We start from the raw sequence: 17,922 nt of genomic DNA on the forward strand, positions 1-17,922 counted from the left end.
TAAGTTTGGTTGAGATATTCCCTAATTGAAAAGTTAGGGAATATTTTTTTAAAAATAAATGAAAAATATATGAAAAAGTATAATTACTTAGTTTTGATGGCATTGCTGTCATTAACTGTATTTAGTCAAGGAAACACGTACACTCAGGGCTTTGGAAAATTTGAAGGTTTAGCCATGACTCCTCCAATGGGGTGGAATTCTTGGAATACATTTGAAACCAATATTGATGAAAAATTGGTAAAAGAAACAGCTGATATTATGGTGTCCTCTGGTATGGCGGCAGCTGGATATAATTATATTGTTCTAGATGACGGTTGGATGGCAAAGGAACGTGATGTTAACGGTAATCTAGTTCCTGATCCAGTTAAATTTCCAAGTGGAATGAAGTCATTAATTGATTATGTTCATGCTAAAGGATTGAAATTTGGACTCTATAATTGTGCTGGAGTACAAACCTGTGCTGGATATCCAGGAACTAGAGGATACGAATACCAAGACGCCCGATTTTATGCTAGTTTGAAAATTGATTACTTAAAATATGATTGGTGTAATACTGCGGGGATTAATGCCCCTGAAGCTTATGCTACAATGAGTAATGCTTTGAAAACTGCTGGAAGACCTATTGCTTTTAGTCTTTGTGAGTGGGGAGATAACAAGCCATGGGAATGGGGAAAACCTATAGGGAATTTATGGAGAATTTCGGGAGACATTTACCCTTGTTTTGATTGTGAATATCATCATGAAGAGGGAAACTGGTCCTCTTGGGGATTTATGAAAATTATAGAAATGCGCAAAGATATTCGTAAGTTTTCTGGACCCGATCATTGGAATGACTTTGACATGTTGGAAGTAGGTAATGGAATGAGTAATACTGAAGATAAATCTCATTTTACACTATGGTCTATGATGGCTTCTCCTTTAATTGCTGGAAATGATTTTCGAAAAATGTCAAATGAAACTTTGGCTATTTTAACCAATAAAGAACTAATCTCAATTAATCAAGATAAATTAGGGATTCAAGGATTTAAACTTTCGGCGGAAGATGGATTGGAAGTTTGGGTAAAACCCTTATCAGATGAAAATTGGGCAATTACATTTTTGAATAGAACAGACCAAACTAAAACAATCAATTACGATTGGAAAAAAAATCTAATTAAAGATGTTGATTTTGGCTTTGAAGCTGACTTTAATAAAACAACATTTAAAATTAAAGATCTGTGGAAAAATAAAGAAGCGGGTACTACCAAAAAGAATTTTGTTGCCAATATTGCTTCTCATGATGTAATTGTTTTGAAATTAATTAAATAATAAAAGATGAATAGTATTAATAAAATTATAGTAGTATTGTTATTGATTTGTTTTAATAGCACTAATGCACAGTTTGTGAAAAAGCATGGACAGTTAAAAGTGGTAGGAACACAACTTGTTGATAAAAATAATGAAGCTATTGTACTTAGAGGAATGAGCTTTGGTTGGCATAGCATGTGGCCAAGATTTTATAACAAAAGAGCGGTACGCTGGTTAAAAAAAGATTTTAAATGTACCGTAGTACGTGCTGCTTTAGGAGTTGAAGCGGGTGAGAGTTCTTATATGAAAAAACCAGAATTCTCAAAAGAAAGAATTGAGGCAGTGATAAAAGGAGCAATAAAGTCGGATATCTATGTGATAATTGATTGGCATAGCCATAACATTAATTTGGAGGAGTCTAAGGCTTTCTTTCATGAAATGTCAAAAAAATACGGAAAATACCCAAATGTTATTTATGAAATATTCAACGAACCAGACTATGAGTCATGGCAAGAAGTGAAGGCTTATTCCGAAGAAGTAATCAAAGTAATACGATCAAATGACCCTAATAATATTATTTTGGTTGGAAGTCCAAGTTGGGATCAAGATGTTCATCTACCTGCTAAAGATCCAATAATAGGATATAACAATTTGATGTATACCATGCATTTTTATGCAGCTACTCACCAAAAGTGGTTGCGAGATAGAACAGATGAAGCGATAAAAAGCGGCTTACCGATTTTTGTTTCAGAATCTGCAGGTATGGAAGCTACAGGCGATGGCCCGTTAAATTTTATCGCTTGGCAGGAATATATAGATTGGATGGAAGACCGTAAAATAAGTTGGATTACTTGGTCCATTTCTGATAAAGACGAAACCTGTTCCATTCTTAAAAAATCTGCAAAATCACAGGGTAAGTGGAAAGAAAGTGACTTGAAAGAATCTGGATTAAAAGTGAGGGAATATTTGCGACATTATAATACTAATAATTAATAAAAATGGATCTTAACATACCAAATGAATTAGAAAAAAGTGCTGTTTTTGAAGAAATTTCAGCAGCTTTAAAAAAGGAAAAATTTACCATTGTTAACCACGATGAAACTCGTCCTTGGGGTGGTTTTTTTGTAATTGACGAAGGTCAGGCTGCTGCTTTTGCGGCTAAATTTTTCCCGCACCTTGATATGGATACAATTAGAATTACAGAGAAGCTAAGTCCTAAAATTTTGGTTGTCGCTCCCCAAAAACGTCTCTCATGGCAGTTTCACTATCGTCGAGCTGAAATATGGAAAATACTTTCGGGAGTAGTTGGAATAAAAACTAGTTTAACTGACGAAGAAGGAGATATTCAGGAATTTAAACCCGGTACTTTTGTCCAAATGAACAAAGGAGAACGCCATCGCTTAATAGGACTGAATTCATGGGGAATAGTAGCCGAGATATGGCAACATACAGAGCCCGGAAATCCTTCTGACGAAGAAGACATTGTCCGTTTACAAGATGATTTCGGACGCTAGCTTAAGTAAGGTGCTCTGTTTCTAGTTTAATAAAACTACATAAATAAAATATTTTACAGGAGAATTTATCTCTGTTGTTTAAAAATCTAAAAGGTATCAAAACCTCGAAAATCCTAGTATTTTCGAGGTTTTTTGTTTTTTATCCTAGATGCTATACAATATAATCAAACACTTCGGTAACGACTGTAATGTAATGGCTGAAATCCTAATCACCCGTTACGAACAATTCATTGAAAATGGTACTGTAACGCACATCACTACAAACCTCTCGGCTTCCGAAATCGAAAAAGCCTATGGGAACAGAGTGCGGTCAAGATTGAGACAAATGTTTAACCTTATTACATTTTCTTCTGAGACTACCGACAAACGGTAAGAGGTTAAAGATTCACGTTTTCCAAAATTCAAATAAAGAGAATGAGTAAATGTTCAATTTGACAACATTTGATACAAAAACGATAGATAAAAGAAAATAGGTATTCTATTGTTAATAACAATTTCATCTAAACTAGATGAAATTACTTATTTTTAGAGTCTTAAAAATAAAGTGTTACCAAATGACAATTCAACAATACATTACCAAAATAAATACCTTGTTTCAAACAGGAAATGCTCGTGAACATTCGTATCGTGGGGACTTACAAAACCTCATCATGGCGATTTTACCTGATGTTTTGGTAACCAATGAACCTGCCCGAGTAGAATGTGGTGCGCCTGACTATGTATTGACCCGCAAAGACATTCCGTTGGGATATATTGAAGCCAAAGACATAGGGGTAGACTTGGCCAGTAAAACTTTAAAAGAACAATTTGACCGTTATAAATCAGGTTTGTCTAATCTGATTTTTACAGATTATATGGATTTTCATTTTTACAAAGAAGGCGAACTTATCACGAAAATTGCCATTGCCAAGATAGAAAATGGAAGTATTGTTCCTGTAGAAGAAAATTTTACAGCCTTCACAAACTTGATACAAAATTTTGTCCAAGTTATTTCGCAAACTATCAAATCTCCAACAAAGTTGGCACAAATGATGGCGGGGAAAGCACGATTGATGGCTGATGTTATCGAAAAATCATTGAACCATGATGATGTCGAAAATAAACGTACCCAGCTAAAATCTCAAATGCTATCGTTCCAGCAAATGCTGATTCACGATATTGATAACAAAGCATTTTCGGATATTTATGCACAAACTATAGCCTACGGAATGTTTGCAGCGCGTTATCATGACCCTACATTACCTACTTTTTCCCGTATGGAAGCCGCAGAGTTAATCCCAAAATCAAACCCTTTTTTGCGAAAATTATTTCATGATATTGCAGGCTATGATTTGGACAACCGTTTGGTGTGGATAGTAGATGAGTTAGTAGGCATTTTTCTTGCGACTGATGTATCGAAGATTATGAAAAACTTTGGTAAAAGCACCAAACAGGAAGATCCCGTAGTGCATTTTTACGAAACCTTTTTGGGCGAATACAATCCCGCGCTTCGCAAAGCCCGTGGAGTTTGGTACACGCCACAACCCGTGGTAAATTTTATAGTTCGTGCCGTTGATGATATTTTGAAAACCGAGTTTAACTTACCTCAGGGCTTAGCCGATACCTCTAAAATAAGAATAAAGAAAAAAGCTGTTACCCAAACTTTAGGTAAAAACGCAAAGATTAAAGAAGTAGAAACCGAAATTGAAGTGCACAAAGTGCAAATTCTAGACCCGGCTACAGGAACTGGAACTTTTTTGGCTGAAGTAGTCAGACACATACACCAAAAATTTAAAGGACAGCAAGGCATTTGGAGCAAATATGTAACCAATGATTTGATTCCTCGATTGAATGGCTTTGAGCTATTGATGGCGTCTTATGCCATGGCGCACCTTAAAATGGATATGTTATTAACCGAAACAGGATATAAACCAACCGATGATCAACGTTTCCGCATTTTTCTAACTAATTCGTTAGAAGAAGCACATCCTGATACTCAAACCCTTTTTAGTTCGTGGCTATCGGACGAAGCTGACCAAGCCAACGCCATAAAACGAGATGCACCTGTAATGGTAGTTATTGGAAATCCGCCTTATAGTGGCGAAAGTGCCAATAAAGGCGAATGGATTACGAGCTTAATGGATGACTACAAAAAAGAACCAGGAGGAAAAGTTAAATTAAAAGAGCAAAATTCTAAATTCATCAATGATGATTACGTGAAATTTATGCGTTTCGGACAGCATTTTATTGATAAAAACGGTAGTGGTGTTTTAGCTTTTATTAATCCCCACGGATTTTTAGACAATCCAACTTTCCGAGGAATGCGTTGGAACTTATTAAAAACTTACGATAAAATTTACACCATCGATTTACACGGAAATAGCAAGAAAAAAGAAACTGCTCCAGATGGTTCCGTTGACCAGAATGTTTTTGATATTATGCAGGGTGTTTCTATTAATTTATTGATAAAAACTGGAAAGAAAAAAGAAGAAGAATTATCAGAAGTTTTTCATTATGATCTATTTGGCAAACGAGATTTGAAATATGATTTTTTAACGAAGAACTCCATCAAGACAATTGATTTTTCTAATTTCACACCATCTAAAAACGACTATCTTTTCAAAAAAGTTGATGAAACTTTAAAACATGAGTATAGCAAAGGCATAAATCCAGTTGAATTATTCAAAGTAAATGTTATGGGCTTTCAAACCCATAGGGATAGTTTTGCTATTGATTTTAACATGGATATTGTTAGAAAGCGAGCTATAGAGATGAGAAACTCTGATATAACAAACGAGGAATTATATCAAAAACATTCCATTAGCGATAATAGGGATTGGAAGTTGTCAAAAGCACGAAACGAAATCCAACACGATAATAATTGGGAAAAAAAAGTTATAAAGTGTGGATATAGACCATTTGATAATAGACCTTGTTATTTTAGTTCTGTAATGATGGACTATCCGAGAAAAGAATTAATTCAAAATGTATTAAACAAAGAAAACACAATATTAGGAATTGGCAGACAAGGCATGGCTGTTGGCGATATTGAATGGTGTCTAACTACTGTTTCAAAAAATCCAGTTGACGCAAATATGTTTAGAAGAGGAGGAGTAAATCTATTTCCTCTCTACCTCTACCCCGAAACCAATTCCCAACAAAACCTATTAGAAACCAACGAAAGAACGCCAAACCTCAACGCAGAAATTGTAAAGCAAATTGCAGCAGGCTTGGGATTGTCTTTTGTGAACGAAAAAGAAACCGAGGGCAATGTTTGTTTTGCTAATAGTAATGAAGTTCGAACAGAGTTCAAACAAAGTTTTGCTCCAATAGATTTGTTAGATTATATCTATGCGGTTTTGCACTCGCCAACTTATCGTTCAACATACAAGGAGTTTTTAAAAATTGATTTCCCTCGTGTTCCTTATCCAACTGATGTAGAAACCTTTTGGCAACTGGTAAAACTAGGAGGAGAATTACGAGAAATTCATTTACTAGAAAGCAGCGTTGTCGAAAAGTATATTACCCAATATCCCGAAGATGGCGATAATATTGTGGGCAAACCCAAATTTGTCATTCCGACAAAGGAGGAATCACACAAGCAAATCCAACATTCAGAATCTGAGGCTTCCTTGTGTCAGGAACATAAATTAGGTCGGGTGTACATCAACAACACCCAATATTTCGATAATGTCCCTGAAACAGCATGGAATTTCTACATTGGAGGCTATCAACCCGCTCAAAAATGGCTCAAAGATCGTAAAGAAAGAGAATTGAGTTATGAGGATATTTTGCACTATCAAAAAATGATTGTGGCTTTATTTGAAACAGATCGAATTATGAAGGAGATTGACAAAATTGAGGTTTAGATGGGAAAATCAAAAGATAAATTTGAACAAGGTTGGATAGATTATCGCAATGCAGTTTCTGAAAACAAAAGTAAAAGTCAAGACGATTTTGAAAAATACATCAATTTGTTAGCTTCAGGAGGAATTGTATTGTCATTAACTTTTCTAGAAAAAATAATTACTGTTGATAATACAACTTTTAAAAGCTTTTATGTATTAGGACTGATTTTGCTAGTTGCAACTTTACTTTCAAATCTTTATTCACATTATAAATCAATTCAAGATTCGGACTTAACAATTCAGGAAATCGATGAAGAAAAGTATGATGATATTTTTAAAAATATTAAGAAACGAAATAGAATAATTAATCGATTGAATAAAACTTCTATATGGAGTTTAATAATTGGAGTAATATTCATTTTGACATTTGTAACTATAAATTTATTCAACATGAGCGACAAACAAACACCAAGACCATCAACACAACCAAGGCCCTCTACTGAAGAAAAAGGCAGGACAATTCCAACACCTCCACAAAACAGACCAACCAATAATCCGAAAAAATAAAAGATGATAGATAAAAAAACATTGAATATCTTAAAAGACACAATTGAAAAATTAGACAAAATCGAAAATTTAGGGCATAAAGTTATGGCTGGCAGAGTGAACCCTACACCGCAATTTTCACTTAAACCCCCTAAAGAAGAATCTGAAAATAAGTCTAAAAACAAAAAGTAGAATTTTATATAGGTTAATTAAAATTGTGGCGAGGCGAGAAATGATTAAGAATTTAGTTGTTGTGTCTATCATGTCTAGATGATGTATTTCCTGCAAGGTCTTTTTTTGATCTTGTAGGTAAAAATGATATAACAATGACACCTAAAGCTTTTAAAATAAAACTTGATAGTCTATCATTGGTAATCGAGCTAGGTTCCTAAAAGAGTGCTTGCGTTGTTCAAAAAGGGTAGTGTTTTGGGAGGAAATAGTAGTTTGATATTTGTTATAGTGAGTTCAGTATTAACAAAAAAATAATTTTAATTAACACTATCTGTTAATTAAAATAAATATCTTTGCATGAAAATTACGTTTGATGATAACAAATTAAGAAAGTATGCTAACGATGATCGATTAGCAGAAAAAAAACTTGGCAAACGAGAAGCTGATTTATACAAACAGCGTCTTGATGATTTAACAGCAGCACAAACCTTAGAAGATGTTAGACATTTACCTGGCAATTACCATGAATTAGTTGGGAACAGAAAAGGACAATGGGCTTGTAATTTAGTCCATCCTTATAGATTAATTTTTGAACCTCACGAAGACCCTATCCCTACCAATGGAGATGGTCAATATCTCTGGATAGAGATAAAAGGAGTTGAAATAATTGAAATTGAAGATTATCACTAACAAAAAAACAAATGGCAACAATTACCCAATATTACCCTCAAACAGTTTCTCATCCCGGTACTACTTTAGCCGAAATTTTAGCTGAAAAACAAATGGGAGCAAAAGAATTTGCAGTAAGAACTGGAAAACCTGAAAAAACAATTTCAGATGTTTTGAATGGAAAAAGTGGTATCACTCCCGAAATGGGGATTTTATTTGAACAAGTATTAAAAATTCCATCCCATTTTTGGATTAATAGACAAAGAGCTTACGATGAATATTTAGCTAGAGTTGAATACCAAAAAACAATAGAAGAAGGTATTGAATGGTCTAAAACTTTTCCTTATGCTAAAATGGCTTCATTAGGTTGGGTCAAAAGAACTCTTAAAAAAGAAGAAAAGGTTATAAATTTATTTGAGTATTTTGAAGTTTCTAATACTAAAGGATATTATGATTTTTACCATAATCAAAAACTATTAGTGAATTTCAGAATTTCACTTAAAGAAAATGAAAATGCAGGAGCAATAGCAGCATGGTTAAGACAGGGAGAAATTCAAGCTGATGTTTTGAACATCCCAGAATTTAATAAAAAGAAATTAACCGAAATTTTACCAAAGTTAAAAGCTATAATGGTTTCACAACCTGCGGACTTTTTTACCCAAATACAAGATTTATGTAGTTATGCAGGTGTTAAAGTTGTACATACACCTTGTTTACCTAAAGCGCCAATTCATGGCTCTACAAGATGGTTAAATGATGTTCCTTTGATACAATTAAGTGGACGTTATAAAAGAAATGATATATTTTGGTTTACTTTTTTCCATGAGATTGGGCATATTTTGCTTCATGGCAAAAAATACATTTCAATCGAGAATATCGAATATGATGGAGAAAATCAAATTTATGAAAAGGAAGCAGATGCTTTTTCTGCTGATTTGCTTTTGAGTAAAGAACAAGAGAAAGAAATTACAACTAATCACACACTAACAGAAACTGATGTTATTAAATATGCTAAAAAATTCCAAACACATCCTGCTATTATTATTGGAAGATTACAGCATTTAGGATTAGTCCCTTTTGGTTTAGGTAATAATTTGTTTCATCCTATTAACTTTTGTGTGGAATAAGGGCAATAGTTAAAAAGGATATAACACTTAAAATCAAGCAACTAAAGCATTACAAACTACTATTCTTTGAACTTTATTCAAGTTAATAAACTTTTTTCCATTCCAAAAGAGTATCGATTCATTTAGTCTATTCAGCTCTCCAAAGTCTCATGACTTCGGAGTTTTTTTATTCAAATCATCAGGCATCCTTCTTTAGTTCAGTATAACAATTTTGTTATGGGCGCATCCCTCTGGGTCGGGCTGTCCGCTGTATCTCCACGCCTTACCCCGTTTTAGGTATTCAAAAATCTAATCTTTAGGCGTGCAGGATGCCGCTTCCATCCCTTGCGCAATTCCCGTTTCCACAACACCATTTCCATTCAAAATCACGAGCAATCCAGCGGTCTCTCTCCGGTCGTTCGCTTTGTTCCGTTCGGCTGTTCCAGTCGGTCGTCGGCAGAAAAAGCCTCGTTCCTCCATTCCACAGTCCACTCGTCAGCATAGCGTCGGCCAGCCCTGAAAAAGGGCAGGCTGCCACTACGCTTCCTCGCCCTCATCTTCTCACGCTCTCTTCCTGCGTTCGGCGGGGCTATTACATCCACAATACAGCTTCATTCCATTTCTCTCCGCAGGCTCCGCTCCATTACATTCAGCAGTATTATGTCTGTCACCCCTGGTTGTTTCAGCGGTTGCTCCTTCGCACAGCCATCGGGGTTTGCTCCGTTATCACTTTGCACTTGAATAAGGAACGCCCCGAAAAAGGGGCTAATTTTTAGTTACCCCGCCGTTTCACGCTCATACCCGCTTCGTTTCGCTTCGTGCCTCCGCTGTACTCCCGCGTCTATGGTGGCAGTTCGATTGCCGCAACCCCGCCACTGCGCTCCTCGAAAAATAATAATTTTCGCTATCGCTGCCATCATTATTTTCTGCGGTGCTTGGGGGTGTTTATTGCCGATTTCAGAAGAAATTCACCGAAAAAGGAAATCAAGAACATCCTGCTAAAAAAAAAATAAAAAAAAGAAAGTAAAGGTAAGTTCCGGTTTCAAAAAGTAAAGTTCAGGCCCTCTGGGTTTTTGATAAAATCTCCACCCATTCGGGTTGTATTTTATCAAAAAAACTTGACTTCTTTTGAAACCTCCACCAGAGAGATTACTTTCTTTTTTTTCTTTTAAAATATATAGGCGAAGCTTGAAAAGCGAAAGCATAATTTTAAATCCACAATTATGACTTTCCACAACGTATTGACGCACCAGCCTCAAAGAGTAATCACACAGCCGCACTTTTTTATTTTAAGCAAAGGAAAAAACGCAGGCAAGCCCTTGAAAGAAAGCTGTCCAAATTGCTTTTTGATCACAGTAAAAACCGAAGAAGAAACCGAAATTCTGTATTGGATCGCCTATTTCCTTTGGAAATCCAATTTTTGGCATCAATTTCAAATAGGTTCCGTAATTCCATTTATCAGGATTACCACTTTTAAAAGCTGCTTTCGTGATGAGGTCCTCAAAGCCTATAAGCAATATCAAAAGCACCAGGAGTTTGTCAGCAGAATCCAGCAACTGGAAGCATATCAATATAAGTATGCAAAAACAATTGAACAGATTGAAAAACTCAAATGGGCATTGCTCCAAAATCAGTTAAGATAACCCATTCAATAGCCAGGTCTTGCGACTTGGCTATTAATTTTCATCCGGAAAAGTTATTGATCAAATCCAGATTATTTATTTTTAATATTATTCACTGATATTAAGTACTAATTAGTAAGAATTAGGGTTAAAATAAATTCTGTTCATCTTAATTTTTTTTAAATTAGCAAAAACAAATTGGTATCATACCGATCTTTACGTATCTGGATAGGTGCAATTATATAATAACCAAAACCAATAACCATGAGAGACAAAAATTACGCAGCGTTCTATGTAAGTGAGCCATTTGACGAGTGTAGCCTTGGAGCACACGCAACAAAAGACTTTGTATATTACAATATGCTAAGGGCTTGGAAAGGAAATGATTCATCTTTTCCTTTTAAAAATGCTCATGATACAACTTACAGCGTAAGAGATAGCAGTGACTGGGAGACAACATTAAAACCGCGAATTCGAGAACGAATAAGGAACTCAAAAAATGTTATTCTATTTTTAAGTTCATTAACCAAAAGTTCTGGTGCTATAAGAGAAGAAATTGACTATGCTATAAACTCGCAGCAATTGCCTATCATAGTTGTTTATCCAGATTTCACTGAAAAGAGTGATATAATTAATTGCAACCTGAACGTTATAAATAAAAAAATAACTGACTTATGGGACAACTTACCAATATTTAGAGATTCAATGAAGGCCGTTCCAATCATACACATACCGAATAAAAAAGATCTTATAAAAGCAGCTCTTAATGATCCTGATTTCATGCTTGACACAAAATGTAAGGCTGGACATTATTTCTACAAATGCTAAACTAAATGAAATACATTCTTAACTCAATATTGAGCACGGCCTATTGGCGTTACATTTTTTCATTCGAGGGACTAAAATCTATATTCGCCATTTTTGGTACTATGTGGCTTATTGCAGAAACGTTAGATTTTTTTAAAGTGTATACTCGAGATCAATATGGTTCGTACGCTTTCTTCATCTTCATGGTCCTTTCAATAATATTTTCGATTCTATTAAAAAGACCTATTAAATCAATTTCAGTTTCGTTTCCAGAGTATGACTTTTCAATTGATGTTCGTATTGCTGATTTATTTACTCTCAGCGGTGCGACTATGATAAGTACAAATACTCAATTTGAAGCTGATGTTGCAGGCGGAAAAATAGCGGTTGATAGCCTGCAAGGTCAATTTACTGCAAAGTATTTTACGGGAAATCAGATAGAATTAATTAAAAATTTACAAGAAAAACTTGGAGCTTTAAACACTACAACTCCTTACCCGATTGGAACTACAATTCCAATTCATACTCATGGAAAAACTTTTTATTTCACAGCTATGTCCACCCTTGGAGAAGGTGGAAATGCTTCGTCAACTCTCTCAGAAATAGAAGATTCATTAAACGGATTATGGGATTATGTACGAAAGAGTGGTCAGCTTCAAGAACTGATTGTACCTGTTATAGGTACTGGTAGAGGACGGGTAAAAATTTCTAGAAAGAAGATGATTGCTTTAATTGCAGAATCATTTGCAAAAGCATCTTTACAACATAAATTTTCAAGTAAATTGATTATCGCTGTTCGACCCGAGGATGCTCAAAATTTCGGAATGAATCTTTATGATATAAAGGATCATTTGGTTCACGTACTAAAATAACTGCACCTAACATAGATACGACAATGTTAAATAAAAAAAGCCAGGTCTTACGACTTGGCTTTTATACATAATCCGGAAAAGGTTACCAATCAAAACCGGATTATTTATTTTTTGTTAACCACTTTAAAAGGAGCGAAACCGTAAAACTTACAGTTGCTCCCACAACCGCTAAGATAATTGTTTTTATAATATCTTCAGAAAGGATGTTGGGTACAATACTCAACAAAGTTCCTGATGCGGTTCCAATCGGAAGGTTATTATTGGTTTCCATCACGTGCTTTGTTGAGGTTCTCCATATCCTGAGTTTGTTCAGGAGTAGGATTAACAGTGATTTGGCTTACCGCCGAAATAACTCCACCCGCTACAGCAACATATCCTGCGGCAGTAACAATCGCAACTGGCAAAGCCACTGGTGCTGCAATAACACTTCCGCTGATGGCCAGCAAAACCAATCCAATACTTCTCAACACCCTAAAAAACTTTGGCGTTGGTGCCTTTACTCTTTCAGCTAAATTCATGTTTCTACTTTTTTAGATTGGATACTTATTTTAATTTCTTCGTTGCGATTTAAAGCATCATAAACCAAAACTTTCAATTTTTCCAGTGCTTTTCGGGACGAACTTCCCTTTCCAATTCCGGTGTGTTTTGATACAGGAGCAATACAACCCAATAATTCTTTTTTGGCGTCATTGGCAGGATGGATTAAGATCAAATCTCGTCCTGGAACATTTTTCAAATGCAAGTGCCATTTGAATTTTGGACTAAACCGCTTCTGTAAAACATACTCCCCTTCGGGGACACAGGAAATACGCCGTTGGTTTTGCAACCAAGGCAATTCGATGGTATAACAAACTATTGTGCCGTTCCATTCCAAAGTTCCTTGTGTCCCTTCGGGAAAATAAGTTCTATTCAACACCAAAACCATCCTACAATCCGCTTACCTGAACCAATGATAATGGGTTGTAGGCTCCGTTTTTCAATGAATACATTTTACCATTTACTTCTTGATAAAACTCTACACCCAAAGCCAAAAACAAAGGTTTCGTACTATTGGCAGTAACCGAATTCACTTGATTAATCGCTACTGTTGGAGTCGCATCCCAGGGAAGAATAGCCGTTTCTGAATTGGCAACCACAAAGGTTTCTGCTTCAAAATCAATTTCGGCACCGCCTGAAATGATTTTAAAATGCGTGGTTCCCCCCGGAGCTGCTATCATATTCAATGGAGAAAAAGGAGCTATGTCCACCGTGATATCACCCGAAACACGGTCAATAGTCCCAACATAAGGGGCAAATAGGGTAGTGCCCAGTTTTCCTCCGATATTGAATTCAAAACCGGCAAGCAATTCCGCTTCCCCGTCAATTACATTTCTAAGTCCCCTGTCATTGGTCACATCCGCTTGGATTACTTTGACCATAGCCTGTGTTAATCGGCTCACCATTCTGCCATCCGCAGAATTGATAAGCAACGTTCTCAAAGCAGTCCGCATTGTTTTGCCAGCCTTTCCGGCTCTCCCAAATTCCGAACCATTCTCACGTGTTCTTTGAAATGCGGGATCATTTTTAATTCTGCTGGCATCGATACCGCCTTTTTCTCTGGCCAAATGGCCGTCTTTTGTTTTGTAAAAGGTGATATCTCCGATAGTACCTTTCAATTTAATTATGCCTTTCTGTCTTGCCATAATTCCTAAAATTTAGATTAATTTTTACTTACTACTCTTTCAATCATCATCCTGTTGCAACATCTTTCGATTGACTAGGAGACAAATTTTGGCCAATTAAACTAAATAAAAAAGGAGTGACTATGCCATATGGCAGTATGTTACACAGATGGCAGAAATTGACTCAATTGGCATGAATAAACGAGCAAATTTGAAACAAATAGTTACTGAAAAACAAATAATAATATTCACTATTTTTATTCCATAGTTTGGTAGCAATCATCTGTTATCCAAAGCCTAATCAAAAGCATAGATAGTGTATGAAAATCGAACCAAAGAGAGTGTGTATCTACCCAAAGGACATACAGCGAATAACAGGAAAGAGTTATCGTCAAAGTATTAGATTGATGCAGAAAATTAGAACCGATCTTAACAAGCTTGAAAACGAGCTCTTGAGCATAGATGAATTCTGCCGATATACTAGTTTAAAGTATGAACAGGTTGAGCCTCATATTGTCGGATAGTAATAAGTTTTAGTTCTAAAAGAAAGCATAAATAGTGGTAACTAGTTCAATAAATAGTATGATTATCTATCGTCAAAACTTTTATATAACACTATAGTTTTGTACTTTAGCTATGTCAAAAGGATACAAATCCAACTAAATTGATAGGGGTACAATTCGGAGTACTTGCATTATACACACTGATTAAAGTCAATAAAAATAGGGCATGAGGGAGTTTCTACAAATCCCATCCTCTCTGCAAAATAAAAATGCTTCCTGAAAGGGAAGCATTTTTTGTTATATAGATATTGTGTGACAAGTTTTGTAGTTTGGCAACGTATTAAAACAGCTGAACTATTTTAATGCATTATACAATATGCTCACAGGATGGGCTGCTTTTCGATTTGTGCCATCAGCTATTTGATGTCTGCAACTGGTTCCTGAAGCCGATATTAAAGTTGCTTCTTTTTCTGAACGAATAGATGGAAATAACACAAGTTCCCCAATCTTCATCGAAATATCATAATGCTCTTTTTCATAGCCAAAAGAACCGGCCATTCCACAACAGCCGCTAGGTATGTTGAGTACGGTATAGTTTTTTGGCAACATAAGGATTTTCTTCAATGGAACTAAAGAAGATAATGCTTTTTGAAAGCAATGTCCATGCATGCGAACACGTTCTTCTTTATTAGTAAAGCTGGTAGACGATATTCGTCCTTCCTCTAATTCTTTGGCAAGAAATTCTTCGATAAGAAAGGTTCTCTTTGCAATTCCCCTCGCTTTTTCTTTTAAATCTCCTCTGCATAAATCAGGATATTCATCTCTGAATGATAAAATGGCAGAAGGTTCTATTCCAATTAAAACTTTATCAGCAGGTATTGTTTTGATAAAATCGGCAATATTTTTCTCAGCTATTTCTCGCGCTTTTATTAACATTCCTTTCGATAAATAAGTTCGGCCACTGATACCGATTTCTGGTACGATGACTTGGTATCCCAAACGGTTTAGAAGTTTAACAGCGGTTTGCCCTATTTCTACATCATAATAATTCAGAAACTCATCATTGTACAGATAAATACTGCCGTGAACGAAGTTTCCTTGTTGCTTGTGTTTTTTTATCCATTTTGCAAAAGTGACTTTGGACATTGAAGGCAATGCTCTTTTTGTCGTAAAACCAGTGGTTGACTGGATGATCTTTCCCAAAAATCCTTTGGTAGATAAATTATATAGCCATGGTATCGATGCAAATAGTTCGTTTATTTTTGGGGTGTTCCCAATGAGTAGCGAACGGAATTTAACACCGTTTTTGTTATAATAATGTTGAAAAGTTTCTGCTTTAAGCTTTGCCATATCCACATTTGAAGGACATTCCGATTTACAACCTTTACAGCTCAAACATAAATCTAAGACATCTAGCAATCCTTCATCGTCAAATTTATTTTCTTGAGTTGAATTGGTAATTGTTTCTCTTAAAATGTTTGCTCGCGCTCGCGTGGTATGTTTTTCATTGCGAGTTGCCATATAACTTGGACACATGGTTCCGCCGCTTTTTTCAGTTTTTCTGCAATCACCAGAGCCATTACACATTTCGGCAGCACGAAGAAGACCGTCCTGTTCTGAGAAGTCGAAATAAGTTTCGATTTCGGCTGTGATTTGCCCAGGGGAGTACCTTAAACTAGTATCCATTGGTGGCGTGTTTACAATTTTTCCAGGATTAAAAACATTCCAAGGATCCCAAGTATGTTTTATTTGGGAAAATAACTGATAGATTTCTTCACCCAGCATTAGTGGGATAAATTCTCCACGAAGTCTTCCATCTCCATGTTCACCACTTAAAGAACCTTTGTATTTTTTTACTAAATGCGCAATATCAGTGGCGATGGTTCTAAATAAGGCTGTGCCTTCTGCTGTTTTTAAATTAAGGATGGGACGAAGGTGCAATTCTCCAGTTGCGGCATGAGCATAATGCACGCAATTTAAATTTCGCTCTTTTAAAATGGAGTTAAATTCTTCGATAAAATCGGGTAAATCATTAACATCTACAGCGGTGTCTTCGATCACGGCAACCGCCTTTGCATCACCAGGAATATTCGATAATAAGCCAAGTCCCGCTTTTCTCAAGTTCCATACTTTATTTGTTTCTTCGCCATAGACGACAGGGAAATGATAACCGAGGTTTTTAGATCGCATTAAAGCTTCCATTTCTTTGGCAAGGGCATCAATTTCATCTTGCGTATCTCTTAGAAATTCGATGGCTAGGATCGCTTTGGGATCGTCTTTTACAAAGAAACGGTTTTTGCTTTGCTCGATGTTTTCTTTAGTGCATTCTAGAATATAGTGGTCTATCAATTCGACGCTGTTCGGGCTGAATTTTAACGCTTCTAAATTGGCTTTCAACGCTTCGTTAATACTGTCAAAATGTACACAAACCAGTGCAGAAAATGGTTTTAAAGCATCAACTAAATTTAATTTTATAGCTGTCGAAAAGAATAAGGTTCCTTCTGATCCAGCGATTAGTTTACAGAAATTGAACTTTTCTTCGGTATCACTAAAAGGTTTGCTGTCTATCAGTAAGTCTAAAGCGTAGCCTGTATTTCGTCTTGCAATGGATTTTTTTGGAAAATTATCATCGAATAGTATTCTATTTTCATTTGAAGACAATATCTCTTTTATCTGAACATATATCTCTTGTTCTAATGGGCTTACGACATTTATTCCGCTGCATTTTTCTTCAAATTCAGCATTCGATAAAGCGCCAAATGTCACTTCGTTACCATCAGCTAAGAATCCTTTTATTTCTAATAAATGCTCGCGTGTGGAGCCATAAACGACTGATCTAGCTCCACAAGCGTTATTTCCTACCATTCCGCCAATCATACAACGATTGCTAGTGGAAGTTTCTGGGCCAAAAAATAGCTGAAGTGGTTTTAAATGAAGGTTTAGTTCATCACGGATGACCCCCGGTTCAACCCAAGCTGTTTTTTTTATTGGGTCTACCGAAAGTATTTTAGTAAATTCTTGCGAAATATCAACGATTATTCCGTTACCTACAACTTGGCCAGCCAGAGAAGTTCCTGCTGCTCTCGGAATCACACTGCTTTTGTTATCTCTAGCAAAATCAATGATTTTCTGAATGTCTTCTTTGGTTTTTGGAATCGCAACCGCCAACGGCATTTCCTTGTAGGCGCTCGCATCTGTAGCGTATAACAAGCGCATGGTATGATCGTAAAATAATTTACCCTCTAATTGATTTTCTAAACTTTTAAGATTGATAGTACTCTTGGCAAGAGAATTTTTATGTTTCATTTAGAATAAAATTATTACTTAATCTAGTATT

At 35.7% G+C, this 17,922-nt stretch carries 16 protein-coding genes and 1 pseudogene; 12 read left to right on the plus strand and 5 right to left on the minus strand.

Annotated features, from left to right (window positions below; translation table 11 throughout):
• Positions 1-69: 69 nt before the first annotated feature.
• The 12 genes and pseudogenes from FQU23_RS04920 (at position 70) to FQU23_RS04975 (ending at position 12,421) form a co-directional block, all read left to right on the plus strand.
• Positions 70-1,308: a glycoside hydrolase family 27 protein gene (locus tag FQU23_RS04920; protein ID WP_147672837.1), complete on the plus strand. Its 1,239-nt coding sequence runs from the start codon at positions 70-72 to the stop codon at positions 1,306-1,308.
• Between the two features lie 6 nt (positions 1,309-1,314).
• On the plus strand, positions 1,315-2,280 hold the full coding sequence (locus FQU23_RS04925; RefSeq protein ID WP_147672838.1) for a glycoside hydrolase family 5 protein: 966 nt from the start codon (positions 1,315-1,317) through the stop codon (positions 2,278-2,280).
• A gap of 5 nt (positions 2,281-2,285) precedes the next feature.
• A complete protein-coding gene (locus FQU23_RS04930) occupies positions 2,286-2,801 on the plus strand; it encodes a phosphoheptose isomerase (protein ID WP_147672839.1) in 516 nt (171 codons plus the stop codon).
• Between the two features lie 163 nt (positions 2,802-2,964).
• A pseudogene (locus FQU23_RS04935) lies at positions 2,965-3,174 on the plus strand (ATPase); the annotation flags it as partial.
• 181 nt (positions 3,175-3,355) lie between these two features.
• The gene (locus FQU23_RS04940) at positions 3,356-6,649 is read left to right on the plus strand and encodes a type ISP restriction/modification enzyme (protein WP_147672840.1); all 3,294 of its coding nucleotides are present in this window, start codon (positions 3,356-3,358) and stop codon (positions 6,647-6,649) included.
• Complete coding sequence (locus tag FQU23_RS04945) at positions 6,650-7,195, plus strand: hypothetical protein (protein WP_147672841.1); 546 nt, start codon at positions 6,650-6,652, stop codon at positions 7,193-7,195.
• A gap of 3 nt (positions 7,196-7,198) precedes the next feature.
• Positions 7,199-7,366 (plus strand): hypothetical protein, encoded by a 168-nt coding sequence (locus tag FQU23_RS04950; RefSeq protein WP_165425725.1) that lies wholly within the window; start codon positions 7,199-7,201, stop codon positions 7,364-7,366.
• Between the two features lie 336 nt (positions 7,367-7,702).
• The gene (locus FQU23_RS04955) at positions 7,703-8,035 is read left to right on the plus strand and encodes a type II toxin-antitoxin system RelE/ParE family toxin (protein WP_147672842.1); all 333 of its coding nucleotides are present in this window, start codon (positions 7,703-7,705) and stop codon (positions 8,033-8,035) included.
• 92 nt (positions 8,036-8,127) lie between these two features.
• Positions 8,128-9,141 carry an ImmA/IrrE family metallo-endopeptidase gene (locus FQU23_RS04960; protein ID WP_245181066.1) on the plus strand — a complete coding sequence of 338 codons (1,014 nt, stop codon included), beginning with the start codon at positions 8,128-8,130 and terminating at the stop codon, positions 9,139-9,141.
• A 1,202-nt stretch (positions 9,142-10,343) separates the two neighbouring features.
• Entirely contained in the window at positions 10,344-10,763 is a 420-nt protein-coding gene (locus FQU23_RS04965) for a DUF6943 family protein (RefSeq protein WP_147672844.1), read from the plus strand.
• Positions 10,764-11,006: 243 nt separating this feature from the next.
• Positions 11,007-11,570, plus strand: a complete 564-nt coding sequence (locus tag FQU23_RS04970) for a TIR domain-containing protein (protein WP_209282314.1) — start codon at positions 11,007-11,009, stop codon at positions 11,568-11,570.
• A 5-nt stretch (positions 11,571-11,575) separates the two neighbouring features.
• Complete coding sequence (locus FQU23_RS04975; RefSeq protein WP_147672846.1) at positions 11,576-12,421, plus strand: macro domain-containing protein; 846 nt, start codon at positions 11,576-11,578, stop codon at positions 12,419-12,421.
• A 100-nt stretch (positions 12,422-12,521) separates the two neighbouring features.
• Here the strand turns inward: FQU23_RS04975 and FQU23_RS04980 are convergent, their stop codons facing one another.
• The 5 genes from FQU23_RS04980 to FQU23_RS05000 form a co-directional block, all read right to left on the minus strand.
• Positions 12,522-12,692, minus strand: a complete 171-nt coding sequence (locus FQU23_RS04980; RefSeq protein WP_165425726.1) for a hypothetical protein — start codon at positions 12,690-12,692, stop codon at positions 12,522-12,524.
• Complete coding sequence (locus FQU23_RS04985) at positions 12,679-12,939, minus strand: hypothetical protein (protein WP_147672847.1); 261 nt, start codon at positions 12,937-12,939, stop codon at positions 12,679-12,681. The genes FQU23_RS04980 and FQU23_RS04985 overlap by 14 nt, the downstream gene beginning before the upstream one ends.
• Positions 12,936-13,346, minus strand: a complete 411-nt coding sequence (locus FQU23_RS04990; RefSeq protein WP_147672848.1) for a DUF5675 family protein — start codon at positions 13,344-13,346, stop codon at positions 12,936-12,938. The genes FQU23_RS04985 and FQU23_RS04990 overlap by 4 nt, the downstream gene beginning before the upstream one ends.
• 1 nt (position 13,347) lies before the next feature.
• Positions 13,348-14,103 carry a hypothetical protein gene (locus FQU23_RS04995; protein WP_147672849.1) on the minus strand — a complete coding sequence of 252 codons (756 nt, stop codon included), beginning with the start codon at positions 14,101-14,103 and terminating at the stop codon, positions 13,348-13,350.
• Between the two features lie 836 nt (positions 14,104-14,939).
• The gene (locus FQU23_RS05000; protein WP_147672852.1) at positions 14,940-17,891 is read right to left on the minus strand and encodes an FAD-binding and (Fe-S)-binding domain-containing protein; all 2,952 of its coding nucleotides are present in this window, start codon (positions 17,889-17,891) and stop codon (positions 14,940-14,942) included.
• Between the last annotated feature and the right edge of the window lie 31 nt (positions 17,892-17,922).

It is taken from the genome of Flavobacterium sp. XN-5, from assembly GCF_008033395.2.
Classification (GTDB): domain Bacteria; phylum Bacteroidota; class Bacteroidia; order Flavobacteriales; family Flavobacteriaceae; genus Flavobacterium; species Flavobacterium hiemivividum.

What these genes read in the sequence shown, in the direction of transcription:
- FQU23_RS04920 (WP_147672837.1), top strand. Translation starts at nt 70, where the DNA reads ATGAAAAAGTATAATTACTTAGTTTTGATGGCATTGCTGTCATTAACT.
- FQU23_RS04925 (WP_147672838.1), top strand. Translation starts at nt 1,315, where the DNA reads ATGAATAGTATTAATAAAATTATAGTAGTATTGTTATTGATTTGTTTT.
- FQU23_RS04930 (WP_147672839.1), top strand. Translation starts at nt 2,286, where the DNA reads ATGGATCTTAACATACCAAATGAATTAGAAAAAAGTGCTGTTTTTGAA.
- FQU23_RS04940 (WP_147672840.1), top strand. Translation starts at nt 3,356, where the DNA reads ATGACAATTCAACAATACATTACCAAAATAAATACCTTGTTTCAAACA.
- FQU23_RS04945 (WP_147672841.1), top strand. Translation starts at nt 6,650, where the DNA reads ATGGGAAAATCAAAAGATAAATTTGAACAAGGTTGGATAGATTATCGC.
- FQU23_RS04950 (WP_165425725.1), top strand. Translation starts at nt 7,199, where the DNA reads ATGATAGATAAAAAAACATTGAATATCTTAAAAGACACAATTGAAAAA.
- FQU23_RS04955 (WP_147672842.1), top strand. Translation starts at nt 7,703, where the DNA reads ATGAAAATTACGTTTGATGATAACAAATTAAGAAAGTATGCTAACGAT.
- FQU23_RS04960 (WP_245181066.1), top strand. Translation starts at nt 8,128, where the DNA reads ATGGGAGCAAAAGAATTTGCAGTAAGAACTGGAAAACCTGAAAAAACA.
- FQU23_RS04965 (WP_147672844.1), top strand. Translation starts at nt 10,344, where the DNA reads ATGACTTTCCACAACGTATTGACGCACCAGCCTCAAAGAGTAATCACA.
- FQU23_RS04970 (WP_209282314.1), top strand. Translation starts at nt 11,007, where the DNA reads ATGAGAGACAAAAATTACGCAGCGTTCTATGTAAGTGAGCCATTTGAC.
- FQU23_RS04975 (WP_147672846.1), top strand. Translation starts at nt 11,576, where the DNA reads ATGAAATACATTCTTAACTCAATATTGAGCACGGCCTATTGGCGTTAC.
- FQU23_RS04980 (WP_165425726.1), bottom strand. Translation starts at nt 12,692, where the DNA reads ATGGAAACCAATAATAACCTTCCGATTGGAACCGCATCAGGAACTTTG.
- FQU23_RS04985 (WP_147672847.1), bottom strand. Translation starts at nt 12,939, where the DNA reads ATGAATTTAGCTGAAAGAGTAAAGGCACCAACGCCAAAGTTTTTTAGG.
- FQU23_RS04990 (WP_147672848.1), bottom strand. Translation starts at nt 13,346, where the DNA reads ATGGTTTTGGTGTTGAATAGAACTTATTTTCCCGAAGGGACACAAGGA.
- FQU23_RS04995 (WP_147672849.1), bottom strand. Translation starts at nt 14,103, where the DNA reads ATGGCAAGACAGAAAGGCATAATTAAATTGAAAGGTACTATCGGAGAT.
- FQU23_RS05000 (WP_147672852.1), bottom strand. Translation starts at nt 17,891, where the DNA reads ATGAAACATAAAAATTCTCTTGCCAAGAGTACTATCAATCTTAAAAGT.